The 12656-nt window shown below is 67.7% G+C and carries 7 protein-coding genes and 1 tRNA gene; 5 read left to right on the forward strand and 3 right to left on the reverse strand.

The window, feature by feature from the left end; all coding sequences use genetic code 11:
- Positions 1–13: 13 nt before the first annotated feature.
- Complete coding sequence (locus IFT82_RS07480) at positions 14–1135, reverse strand: fumarylacetoacetate hydrolase family protein (protein ID WP_199860368.1); 1122 nt, start codon at positions 1133–1135, stop codon at positions 14–16.
- Positions 1136–1314: 179 nt separating this feature from the next.
- Here IFT82_RS07480 and IFT82_RS07485 point away from each other — a divergent pair, with 179 nt between their 5' ends.
- Entirely contained in the window at positions 1315–4203 is a 2889-nt protein-coding gene (locus tag IFT82_RS07485; RefSeq protein ID WP_192125692.1) for a glycoside hydrolase family 31 protein, read from the forward strand.
- A 112-nt stretch (positions 4204–4315) separates the two neighbouring features.
- Here IFT82_RS07485 and IFT82_RS07490 read toward each other — a convergent pair whose 3' ends face one another.
- Positions 4316–5830 carry a glycoside hydrolase gene (locus IFT82_RS07490; protein ID WP_199860369.1) on the reverse strand — a complete coding sequence of 505 codons (1515 nt, stop codon included), beginning with the start codon at positions 5828–5830 and terminating at the stop codon, positions 4316–4318.
- Positions 5831–6250: 420 nt separating this feature from the next.
- Between IFT82_RS07490 and IFT82_RS07495 the strand changes: the two genes are divergently transcribed.
- The 3 genes from IFT82_RS07495 (at position 6251) to IFT82_RS07505 (ending at position 11463) form a co-directional block, all read left to right on the forward strand.
- Positions 6251–9121: a TonB-dependent receptor gene (locus IFT82_RS07495; protein ID WP_244646579.1), complete on the forward strand. Its 2871-nt coding sequence runs from the start codon at positions 6251–6253 to the stop codon at positions 9119–9121.
- A 72-nt stretch (positions 9122–9193) separates the two neighbouring features.
- Positions 9194–9943 carry a DUF6445 family protein gene (locus IFT82_RS07500; RefSeq protein WP_192125693.1) on the forward strand — a complete coding sequence of 250 codons (750 nt, stop codon included), beginning with the start codon at positions 9194–9196 and terminating at the stop codon, positions 9941–9943.
- A complete protein-coding gene (locus tag IFT82_RS07505; RefSeq protein WP_192125694.1) occupies positions 9940–11463 on the forward strand; it encodes a tryptophan halogenase family protein in 1524 nt (507 codons plus the stop codon). Before IFT82_RS07500 ends, IFT82_RS07505 begins: the two co-directional genes overlap by 4 nt.
- A gap of 50 nt (positions 11464–11513) precedes the next feature.
- On the opposite strand, the gene IFT82_RS07510 is transcribed toward IFT82_RS07505, so the two are convergent.
- Positions 11514–11604 (reverse strand) — tRNA-Ser (locus tag IFT82_RS07510).
- Between the two features lie 85 nt (positions 11605–11689).
- Here IFT82_RS07510 and IFT82_RS07515 point away from each other — a divergent pair.
- The gene (locus tag IFT82_RS07515; RefSeq protein WP_192125800.1) at positions 11690–12562 is read left to right on the forward strand and encodes a peptidylprolyl isomerase; all 873 of its coding nucleotides are present in this window, start codon (positions 11690–11692) and stop codon (positions 12560–12562) included.
- Positions 12563–12656: the final 94 nt, after the last annotated feature.

Here is a 12656-nt window from a genome sequence, read left to right on the forward strand (position 1 = left end):
TCGTCCGGAAGGGTCATGCCGCGAGCAGGCCGCGCATGGCGAGATTATGAAACAGGCCGGCGATGCCCATCGTCCAGACGGGGGCATCGCGCGAGGTGGTGACCGGGTTGACGAGCGTGCCGAGCCGGCCGCTCGCGATGGTCACCACGTCGCCGACCTTGTGGGTGAAGCCGCGTCCCGCCTCGTCGCGGTCCTGCGTCGGCGCGAACAACGTGCCGCAGAACAGCACGAGGCCGTCGGGATAGTGATGCTCGCTCAGCGCCTGACGAAGCAGCTCTTCGGGATGGCGGCTGATCTCGCGCATCGTGCTTGCCCCATCGAGGCGATAGCCGTCGGTGCCTTCGATCGTCATCGCGATCTCCGCCCGTGCGACATCGTCCATCGTGAAGCCGTCGTCGAACAGCCGGATCAACGGCCCGAGCGAGCAGGAGGCGTTGTTGTCCTTCGCCTTGCCCAGCAGCAAGGCGGAGCGGCCCTCGAAATCGCGCAGGTTTACGTCGTTGCCCAGCGTCGCGCCGATCGCACGGCCATCCGGGCCGGCGACGACGACGACTTCGGGTTCGGGATTGTTCCAGGTGGAATCGGAACGGAAGCCAACCGGTGCACCCCAGCCGACCGTGGACAGCACCGGCGACTTGGTGAAGATCTCCGCATCGGGGCCGATCGCGACCTCCAGATATTGCGACCACATCCCTTCGGCGATCAGCCGCTGTTTCAGCGCGTCCGCCTCCGCCGATCCGGGGACGACCCCGCGCAGGTCGCCGCCCAGCGCGCGCTCCAGCCCTTCGCGCAGGCTCGCGGCGCGGCCATGGTCGCCGCGCGCGCGCTCCTCGATCACGCGTTCCAGTGCCGATACCGCGAAGGTGACACCGGCCGCCTTGACGCAGTGCAGGTCGATCGGACTGAGCAGGTCGAATCCCGCCAGCGTCTCCGCCTCGATCGGCGTGCCGCCATCGAACGCGCGATCGGCGATCAGGTGCGCCACGGTCGGGCGGACCCGGGCCATGTCATGGGCGACACCGCCGCGCAGCATGATCGGGGACGGTCCATCGGGGGTGGCGATGCGGCCGAGGAACGATCCGTCGCGCCAGTCATGGGGCAGCGCGTCCAGCCAGGGCTGCCTGTCGAGTGCCATCAATCCGCTCCACTCCCGTTGTGTTAGCGGTATCGTTCATGCCATACATGCCGTCAAGGGCGCGCCGGAACGGCGGTCCCGTACATCGGCGATCTGGCCGGTTACGGTATCAATCCGATCGATCGGCCCCAATCGCGGCATATCGCGATGGGCCGCCATCGATGACGAGGGAGTGGATGATGAGGAAAGCGGTAGTCGCGGCGTTGCTGACCGGCAGCGTCATCGCCGGTCCGGCATGGGCACAGGCCGGCCGATACGAGCGGATCGAAGGCGGCGTGGCGGTCACCCCGGTGGGTGGAACGGCGTCGCGCGTCACGGTGACGGTGCATGGCGACGGCATCGTCCACGTCGTCGCGACGCCCCGCGCTGGCTCCATTGCCGCCAGCCCGCCCGCCGCCAGCCTGATGGTGCCGGCCGCCCCGGCAGCGGGACCCTATACCGTCACCGAGCGGGCGGGCCATGTGCTGGTCGCCGCGACGCGCTCGACCGCCGATATCGATCTGGCGGATGGTCGTGTCCGGTTCCTCGACGCCGCGGGCCAAGTGTTGCTGGACGAGGCCGGCGCCCCGGCCTTCGCACCGACCCGCGTCGACGGCAAAGCGTTCGTCACCGTGTCGCAGCAGTTCAATCGCGGTACCGACGAGGGGCTCTATGGCCTTGGTCAGCACCAGAACGCGCAGATGGACTATAACGGCGAGGACGTCGAACTCGCGCAGCACAACATGGACATCGCGGTGCCCTTCGTCGTCTCGACGCGTGGCTACGGGCTGTTGTGGGACAACGAGTCGATCAGTCGCTTCGGCAACCCCCGGCCCTATGCGCTGGTGGGCGAGGGCGGCGGCAAGGGGATGAAGGTCACCTCCGGCGGCAAGCCGGGCTTCACCGCGCATTACTATCTGGACGGCAAGGAGGTGGTCACCCGGCAGGAGCCGACCATCGACTACCAGTATATCAACGACCAGACCAAATGGCCGGACGCCGCCAAGGCGAAGACGGTGGCGGCGACCGGCGGCCAGAACACCGCCGGCAACGCGGTGCAGAAGCAGACGGTGGTGTGGACCGGCGACGTCACCCCCACCGTGACCGGCAACCACAAGTTCCAGCTCTACGGTTCCAGCTACTACAAGGTGTTCGTCGACGGGCGCGAGGTGCTGAACCGCTGGCGCCAGAACTGGAACCCCTGGTACAGCAATTTCGACGTGGCGCTAACCGCCGGGCGCACGGCCGCGATCCGGATCGAATGGGAGCCGAACGCGGGTTATATCGCGCTGCTCCACAACGATCCATTGCCCGAGCCGGACCGCCATTCGCTGTGGTTCACCAGCGAGGTGGCACAGGCCAAGAATTACTGGTTCGTCCCCGGCGGCAGCATCGACGGCGCGATCGCGGGCTATCGCCAGCTGACCGGCAAGTCGGAGATGATGCCCAAATGGGCATACGGTTTCTGGCAGTCGCGCCAGCGCTACGACACCGCCGCGGAGGTGACGGGCGTCGTCGACAAATACCGGTCGCTCAACATCCCGCTCGACAATATTGTCCTCGACTGGCGGTACTGGCGTGATCCCGAATGGGGCAGCCATCGCTTCGATCCGGCGCGCTTCGCCGATCCGAAGGCGATGGTGGATCAGGTCCATGCCAAGGACGCGCACTTCATGATTTCGGTCTGGCCGAAATTCTATCCGACCACCGACAATTACAAGGAACTGGCAGCGGCCGGCGCGGTCTATCAGGGCAATCTGAAACAGGGGAACAAGGACTGGGTCGGCCCCGGCTATGCCAGTACCTTCTACGATCCGTACAATCCCGCCGGCCGCCGCATCTTCTGGCGGCAGGTGGAGGACCGGCTGGCGACGCTGGGCACCGATGCGTGGTGGGCCGATGCGAGCGAGCCGGACATGCATTCCAACCTGTCGATCCCGGAGCGGATCGACACGATGAAGCCGACCGCGATCGGCCCGGCGGCGCAGTATTTCAACAGCTTCCCGCTGATGAACGCGCGGGCCTTCTATGACGGCTGGACGGCGTTCAAGCCCGATGTGCGGCCGTTCCTGCTGACCCGCTCGGGGTTCGGCGGCCTTCAGCGTTATGGCGCGGCGGTCTGGTCGGGGGACGTCGCCAGCCGCTGGTACGATCTGCGCGCCCAGATTTCGGCCGGGGTGAATGCGTCGATGTCGGGCCTGCCCAACTGGACGCACGATATCGGCGGCTTCGCGCTGGAGGACCGGTTCGCCAGCAAGACGCCCACCGCCGCCGATCTCGACGAATGGCGCGAGCTCAATCTGCGCTGGTTCCAGTTCGGTGCGTTCAGCCCGCTGTTCCGCAGCCATGGCGAATATCCCTATCGTGAGATCTACGAGATCAGCCCGCCGGCGTCGCCGATGCGGGCGTCGATGGTGTGGTACGATGAGCTGCGCTACCGCCTGATGCCCTATATCTACACGCTGGGCGCCGACACCTATGGCAAGGACGGCAGCATCATCCGGCCGCTGGCGGCGGATTTCCCACAGGATCGGGCCGCACGCGGACTGGCGGACGAATATCTGTTCGGCGATGCCTTCCTGGTCGCACCGGTGACCGAGTACCGCGCCCGCGAGCGCGAGGTCTATTTCCCCGGTACCCGCGACTGGTACGACTTCACGACCGGGCAGGCGTATCGCGGCGGTGGCCGGGCGACGGTGAAGGCGCCGTTCGAACGGATGCCGCTGTTCGTGCGCGCCGGGGCGATCGTGCCGATGGGGCCGGTGATGCAGCATGTCGACGCCGACCGCGCCGCGCCGCTGACCATCGTCGTCTATCCGGGGGCCGATGGCCGTTTCTCGCTGTACGAGGACGACGGCACCAGCCTGGGTTACAAGCGGGGCGCGTACAGCCGCATCGCCATCACGTATGACGATCGGACGGGCACGGTGACGCTCGGCGCGCGGGAAGGGCAGGCATGGCCGGGGATGCCCGCGCGGCGGACCATCCGCGTGAAATGGGCGGCGGCGGGCAAGCCGGTGACCGACGGCAACGGGTACGACGCCCAGACCGTCTATGACGGCCGGGCGGCGACGATCCGCCGTCCCTGATCGACCGAAGGGGGCAGCGGATCATGCGATGCCGCTGCCCCCGTTCCGTGCCCCGACGCTACGCTGGGCCGGCCCTTCGCCAAAGGCGATCGGACGCCGGGCGCCGCGTCCATCACCGTTTCGACAGATGGATGGTCGTGATCGACATCGGGGCCGCGATGATGGCGGGGCGGGCTGTCGGAGGCTGGGGCGCGCCGGCTTCCGCGTCACGTCCGGTGGCCGTGACGGTCGTGGTCGCCGTCCATGACCCCGGTGCCGCCACCGTCAGCCGTCGCGGCGAGATGCCGGCATTGACGTGGACGAACGCCAGATCGCGGCCGTCGCCGGACACCGCGCCGACCGTATCGGGATCATCGACCCGCACCAGCCGGTAGCCGGGCCGGATCGACCGGCTGAAATTCGCCATGGCCCAGTATCTGGTCGTGAGGTGGATTGGGTGGGGTGCCGTGGCAGGCGCCCGCAGGTCCATCTTGATGAGGCCCCAGTTCGATCCGGTGCCCCGTGCGCCCCCCGATAAATCCTCCACCGCCTGCCAGAAGACCCAGGCGACCGGTTCCAGCCGCTTCAGATCGGCGACGATGTGATCGGCCAGCGCCAGCGCGGGGCGGATATCGTCGAAATCCTCCGGCAGCTTGTCGCCGGGGGTGTCGTTTTCGGACATCCACAGCGGGATGCCCGATGCCCGCGCGACGTCACGCACGCCGGTCTGGTGAAGCGTGCCATAGCTGTGCACGTTCAGTTGCCCGATGCGCGCCCGCGTCGCGGCCGGGTAGGCCGCCCAGTCGGTCAGTAACAGGTCGGAACTGGTCTCGTCCATCGCGGCCACGACCGTCGCCAGCTGCTGCGTCCGCAGCGCTGCGGCGGTGGCGTCGATCATCGTCGCCTGCCGGGCGGGCGACCAGTGCGACCCTTCCTGCCGGTTGGCGGCGAACCAGTAATCGGTGTTGGGCTCGTTGACAGGCGACAGGGTGCGAAAGACGATGCGGTGCTGCCGCTGCAGGCGCTCGACCACGCGGGTCAGATAGGTGGCGAAGCGCCCTTCCTGGCCGGGGCGGAGATTGTCGTCCGTGCCCTTCTCGGCGCCGGACACGCGGCCGCTGACGGTCATGAACCATGGCGGCGAATTGGAAAATGCCTCCAGGATCGGCGTCTTCACCCGCGCGGCGATCGCATCCAGCCACCAGCGTTGCCGGGCGTCGGCGGACCAGTCCCACATCTCCGGCCGGTCGGGGTTCCACCAATCGGTGCCCACCGCCCCCGCCGGTTGCCGCCAGAAGCCGGGGATCGCCCCGCCCGGCCGCAGATATGGCGGGGTGCCTGCCCGGTTGCCCCCGCCGATATTGTAGCGCGCGATCGTGAAGCCGAGGCCGTTCTGGCCGTAGAGCAGGTCCGCCAGCTTTTGCCGCACCGGATCGGGATAGCCGCCGGTCACATCGGCGAACCAGGCGAGCGCCGTGCCCCAGCCCTCGAACACCGGGCCGGGACGATCGATCTCGGGGGTGATGGTGATCGTGACCGTTGGCTCGACGGTGGTCGCCGGTGGGGGCGGGGCCGGATCGCGGGCGGACAGGGCCGCAGGCATGAAGCCCAGCAAGGCAACTATCCCGAACAGGGCGTACCGGATCATCCGATCACCCCTGTGCCGCGACGGCCGCTGACGTGAATGGCGAACACGGGTGAGGGGTGGCCATCCGCCATAAACGTCGAACGATCGTCTGGTCCGGCAAGATGGCGAGGGTGCCGCATCACGGACGGTAACGTCATCGACCCTCCGATTGCCGCCATGATGCCTTCAGCGTCCCGCCCCATATCGCCGGATATCCTCTCCCATGGTCCGGACATCATGCTCCGGATCGCATGGAAAGGAAACGATTTGTCCTGATTGCGACGATAGGACCGCTGCCGGATGCATGACTATTTAGGCCAGCTATGCTGATATAATATACGAAACTGCTTGCTGCACCAAGTTGTTGTCCCTTAACAGGTCAGACAATTGGCGGTGACGATCCATGCGAGATCGGGCCGCGTCAAAAGGGGGGGATGACCGATGATGCGTGTGGCGCGATGGCTGGCCGGGGTGTCGGTTCCGACGATGCTGGCGATGGCAACGGGTGCGGCGGCGCAGCAGGCGGTTCCCGCCGCAGGGCAGCCGGTACCGGCCTCCGGGCAGAACGGCGCCACCGCCTCCATCAACGCCGATCAGGCCGGACAGGGCAATGGCGGCGATGACATCGTCGTCACCGGCGTGCGCGCCAGCCTCAGTTCGGCGCAGGCGCTCAAGCGCAATGCCGACCAGATCGTCGATTCGGTGAACGCGCAGGATATTGGGCGCTTGCCCGACGTGAACACGACCGAGGCATTGCAGCGCATCACCGGCGTCCAGATCCAGCGCCGTTACGGCGAGGGCGCGACCGATTTCGACCATCGCACGTCGCCCGCGATCACGGTGCGCGGCCTGACGCAGGTGCAGAATTTCATCGATGGCCGGGCGGCCTATTCCGCATCGGGCGGGCGGGCGTTCGATCTCGAAGGCATCCCGCCCGAACTGCTGTCGGGCATCGACGTGTACAAAAACCCGCCGGCCAACATCATCGAAGGCGGCATCGGCGGCGCGGTCAACCTGCGCACCCGCAAGCCGTTCGATGCCCCCGGCCAGGTGATGAGCTTCACCGCGCGGGGCAATTACTATGATCGCGCCGACAAGTTCGGTGGATCGGTGTCGGGCCTGTACAGCAACCGCTGGGACACCGGCATGGGCGAGATCGGCCTGCTGGTGAACGCGGTCTACAGCAAGAGCCAGTATCGCCAGGACGGTTTCCTCGCCGGGCCGTTCGCCGAAATCCAGCCGGGCACGATCGCGGGGGCCCCGGCCAATGCGCGCATCCCCTATGGCTTCGAGATCTATGACGACAGCGGCGATCGTCGTCGCTTCGGCATCGCCGCCGCGCTTCAGTGGCAGGCGAACGAGAACGTGCTGGTCACCGCCCAGTATCAGGGCACCAAATACTGGTTCAACCGCACCGGCGCCTATTATTACGACTTCAACAACCGCACCAACGTCCGCAACGCGGCGGGCGCCATCACCGAATACGGCACCGATCCACTGCCGGGCGCCACGTTCCAGTTCAACGATCAGGGCTATGCCACCAAGGGGTCGCTTCGCAACCAGGTCTTCGAGACCGGCCGGTTCGATCAGGAATTGTGGAGCGCGTCGCAGAACTACACCTTCAACGTCGCGTGGCAGGCCACCGACCGGCTGAAGGCGACGTTCGATTTCCAGTATCTGGATTCCTATTACAACGCCGATCGCAACGGCCATGTCCTGTCGCTCTACACCCAGACCGGGCAGAGCGCGGTCGGCAGCGCCACCACCACCGCGGTGCCCGCGTCGCAGCGGTCGATCGTCGATTTCGACCTGACCGGCAAACGCCCGTCCTGGGACGTCCGCAACAAGGCGTTGCTCACCAACCCCGCCAGCTACACGCTGCCGTTCATCGCCGATTCGATCACGCGGAACGATGCGGATACGCTCGCGCTGGCCTATGACCTGGAATATGACGTCGAGGGCAGCTTCCTGTCGAAGCTGCGCGGCGGGGCGCGTTATGCCGATAGCGGCATCGAACTGCGCGGCACCTGGAACGGCGTCGGGTTGAGCGCGGCGGGGCCGGGCGTCAATGCGCCGAACGGCACCGCGCTGATCCCGCTGACCCGGTTCCCGCAACTGGGCATGGCCGGCCCCTCCAAGGACTTCTTCGATGGCAACACGCTGACCGGCGGCATCCTCTATCCGGCATTCCCGGCGGGCGACGGCGTGATGGCGCAGACGCGCGCGCTCTATTCGCTGTTCGGCACGCAGATCCGCACCGACTTCACGCCGGGCGAGCTGAACTTCCAGAGCGAGAAGACCTATACTGTCTATGGCATCGGCGATTACGCCTTCGATGTCGGCGAGGTGCGGATCGACGGTGCGCTCGGCGTCCGGCTGGTGAAGACCGACACGACGTCGGATGGCACGCAGTTCAACGCGGACGGCACCTCGTCGCCCCTGTCGATCGGCAACAGCTATACGCGGGCCCTGCCGAGCTTCAACCTGCGGGCCAGGTTCACCGACACGTTGCAGTTCCGTGCCGCCTTCTCGAAGAGCATCGCCCGGCCGAACTTCGACCAACTGTCCACCAACCTGTCGCTGAACGCGCCCAACCAGGTCAACCCGGTCACCGGCCGCCCCAGCGCCAGTTCGGGCAATCCGCTGCTGAAGCCGATCGAGTCGACCAATTACGACGTGACGCTGGAATGGTATTTCTCCAACACCGGATCGCTGACCGGCGGTCTGTTCTACAAGGACGCCAAGGGCTTCCTGGCCAGTGGCGTGCTGGTCCAGACGCTCAACGGCATCCCCTACGACGTGAATTCGGTCCGCAACTCGGCCGATGGCACGGTGAAGGGCGCCGAGGTCGGCTACCAGCAGTTCTTCGACTTCCTGCCGGGGGTGCTGAGCGGGCTGGGGATGCAGGCGAACTACACCTATGTCGACAGCAGCGTCGCCAACCCGTTCTTCGGCACCAACGCGCTGGCCCCCGCCCGCAGCCCGCTGGAGAAGCTGTCGAAGCACAGCTACAATCTGGTCGGCCTGTACGAAAAGGGGCCGATCACGGCGCGGGTCGCGTGGAACTGGCGCAGCCGGTATCTCGATGCCACGACCGGCAGCGGGGCGCCCGGCGAATTGCAGTTCGCCAATCCCTATGCCTCGCTCGACGCGTCGGTCAGCGTCAACGTGAACAGCCATATCGCGGTGACGGCGGACGTGGTGAACCTGAACAACCGCATGAACCAGACCTATATCGGCACCCCCGCGGCACCGTTGCAGTATCAGCTGAACGATCGCCGTTATGGCCTGACGCTGCGGGCAACCTATTGACGGTGAGGATGGCCTGCACGGAACCGAAAACCGTGCGGGCCATGCCGGCCGGAACGCGATAGGATGCCGGAAATGATCGCCGCGCCCGCACCCACTGTCCGCGACGTGCAGGTGATGCCTGTCGGCCGCGAAGGCCAGCCCGTCGTGATCGTCGACGGGGCGACCGGTGCGCTCGCTACCCTGATCGAACAGGCGGCGCGGACACGGTTCCAGCCGGCAGGCGAGGTCGGCAGTCATTATCCCGGCCTGTTGGGGCCGGCACCGACGACATATCTCGATGCGATGGTACGCTCGGTCCTGCCGCTGATCGAGACGCATTTCGGCACCGGCCCCGTCGCGCCGGTGCGGGCGCGCGGCAATTTCTCGCTCGTCACGACGCCACCGGCCGAACTGACCGTCGAGCAGCGTATTCCGCATGTCGACACCGCCGACGCGCTCCAGTTCGCCACCGTGCATTTCCTGTGCGATTGCGGATCGGGCGGCACCGGCTTTTTCCGCCACCGGGCGACCGGGTACGAGACGATCGACGGGTCGCGCCTGGCCGCCTACCGCGCCGCCCTCGATCCCGAACTGGTCCGGACACCCCCGGCGGCCGCCTATGCGGTCGCGGCGGGCGGCGACCTGTTCGAGGGGATCGGCATGATCGAGGCACGGCCGGACCGGCTGATCCTGTACCGTGCCGGGCTGCTCCATTCCGGGCTGATCGGCACGCCGCCGGCGGCGGCCGCCGATCCGCGACGCGGGCGGCTGACGGGCAACCTGTTCCTGCAATGCCGGGTGGTGACGGGCCAGATGGTAACGGGCCGGGTGGTGACGGCATGAACCGCGACGGGCCGTTGCGCAGCATCGCCATCGTCGGCGGCGGCACCGCCGGCTGGATGGCGGCGGCGGCGCTGTCACGCGTGCTGGGCACGCAGCGGATCGCGATCACGCTCGTCGAATCGGAGGAGATCGGCACCATCGGGGTGGGTGAAGCGACGATCCCGCCGATCCAGTCGTTCAACGCGCTGCTCGGGCTGGACGAGGACGAGTTCGTTCGCGAGACGATGGGCAGCTTCAAGCTGGGTATCGAATTCGTCGACTGGCTGCGCCCCGGCCATCGGTATTTCCATCCGTTCGGGACCTATGGCGTCGATGCCGGCGCGGTACCGTTCGAGGCGATGTGGCATCGGCTGCGGCAGGCGGGGCAGGCGCAACCGCTCGACGCCTATTCGATCTGCGCGGCGGCCGCCGCCGGCGGCCGGTTCATGCGGCCGGTGCCGGGGGGCAACTCGCCCCTGTCGCATATCGGCTATGCCTTTCATTTCGATGCCGGCCTCTATGCCCGTTACCTGCGCCGCCATGCCGAAGCGGCGGGGGTCGTGCGCCGCGAGGGGCGGGTCGGGCAGGTGATCCGCCGTGCGCCGGACGGCTTCATCGAGGCGGTCGTGCTGGCGGGGGGAGAGCGGATCGCCGCGGACCTGTTCATCGACTGTTCGGGTTTTCGCGGCCTGTTGATCGGCGAGGCGCTGGGCGCCGGGTTCGAGGACTGGAGCGCGTGGCTGCCCAACGACCGGGCGGTCGCGGTGCCCTCCGCCAACAACGGGCCGCCGACGCCCTTCACCCGGTCGACCGCGCGCGCCGCCGGATGGCAGTGGCGTATCCCCCTCCAGCATCGCACCGGCAATGGCTATGTCTATGCGTCCGGCGATCTTTCCGACGACGAGGCGACCGCCACGCTGCTCGCCAATCTAGACGGCGAGGCATTGGCCGAACCCCGGCTGCTGCGGTTCCGCACCGGGCGCCGCGAGGCATTCTGGGTCGGCAACTGCGTGGCGCTGGGATTGGCGAGCGGGTTCATGGAGCCGCTGGAATCGACCAGTATCCACCTCGTGCAGGCTGGCATCGCCCGACTGCTGGAGATGCTGCCGACGCGGGCGTTCGAGCCGGCCGACACCCGTCGCTACAACCGGCTGATGACCGCCGAGTTCGAGACGATCCGCGATTTCCTGATCCTGCATTTCCATGCCACCGAACGCGACGACACCGCCTATTGGCGCCGGCTGCGGACGATGGCCGTGCCGGAGACGCTGGCCGAACGGATCCGCATCTACCGCGCCACGGGACGGATTTTCCGCGAGGCGGACGAACTGTTCACCAGAACGAGCTGGCTTGCGGTGATGGACGGACAGGGGCTGTGCGCCCGTGGGCACGATCCGCTGGCGGCGACGATGCCCTTGGCGGACGCCGCCGGCCGCCTCGACCGCATCGCCCATGTGACCGCGCTCGCCGCGCAGCGGATGCCGTCGCACGCCGACTTCATCGCGCAGCGGATCGGTGGCGACCGGTCGCTAGGGGCATAGCCCGGCCTTACGGTAGGTGAGGGTGGAACTGCCCTTGGGTAGGGAAAACTTGGCGGAGCGGGAGGGATTCGAACCCTCGATACGCTTTTGGCGTATACTCACTTTCCAGGCGAGCGCCTTCGACCACTCGGCCACCGCTCCGCATGCTTGGAACAGGCCCCCTAGGCGGGTGGGCGCGTCGGTGCAAGAGATTGCGTGCGCGGCCGGGCTGGGGCAGGTTCGCGGGATGATCGCCCTTCTCCTCGCTTTGTCGATGCAGGCGGCCGCCCCGGCGGCGCCCGTGACGGTTCAACCCGCCGATCCGCTGCCCGCCGACTGGGTGACGATGCCCGACGACGAGGTGCTGGTGATGACGCTGGCCGGCGGCGGGACGGTGACGGTGCGGCTGGCGGCGGGATATGCGCCGGCGCATGTCGGCAACATCCGGCGGCTGGCCGCGGCCAGATGGTGGGACGCCGGCGGCAGCGTGTACCGGGTGCAGGACAATTACGTCGCGCAATGGGGCGACGCGACCGAGAAGAAGCCGTTGCCCGACGGCGTCGTCGCCAATCCGCCCGCCGAATATGAATGGACGGGCGGCGCGGCGCCGGTCTCGAGGCTGACGCGCCGCGATCCCTATGCCGAATGGGCGGGCTACAGCGCCGATGGCTGGCCGCTGGCGGGGAGCGGCACGGCGACGTGGCTGCCGCATTGTTACGGCATGGTCGGCGTGGCGCGCGATCTGGCGCCCAGCACCGGCAGCGGCGGCGACCTGTACACCGCGATCGGCCATGCCCCGCGCGCGCTGGACCGCAACATCGCGGTGGTCGGCCGGGTGATCGAGGGGATCGAGCGGCTGTCGGTACTGCCGCGCGGCACGGGCGATCTGGGCTTCTACAAGACGGAGGGCGAGCGGACGGCGATCGTCTCGGTCCGGCTGGCGAGCGACCTGCCGGCGGCGGAGCGGCCGCATTACCAGTACCGGGCGACCGCCAATCCGCGCTTCACCGCGTGGATCGCGGCGCGGGAGAACCGGACGCCGCCGTTCTTCGTGGTGCCGGCGGGGGGCGCGGACATCTGCAACGCGATGCCGCCGGTGCGGCGGATGCCCGCCCCCTGAGGCCGGAAAGCCGCGCGGAAAGTCACACCGGAAAGTCACGAAAGTCCCATCCTACAGGGGTGCGCGGCAGACGGGTGCAGGGCGGTGACGGTCG

This window comes from Sphingomonas sp. CFBP 8760, from assembly GCF_014841615.1.
Lineage (GTDB): Bacteria > Pseudomonadota > Alphaproteobacteria > Sphingomonadales > Sphingomonadaceae > Sphingomonas.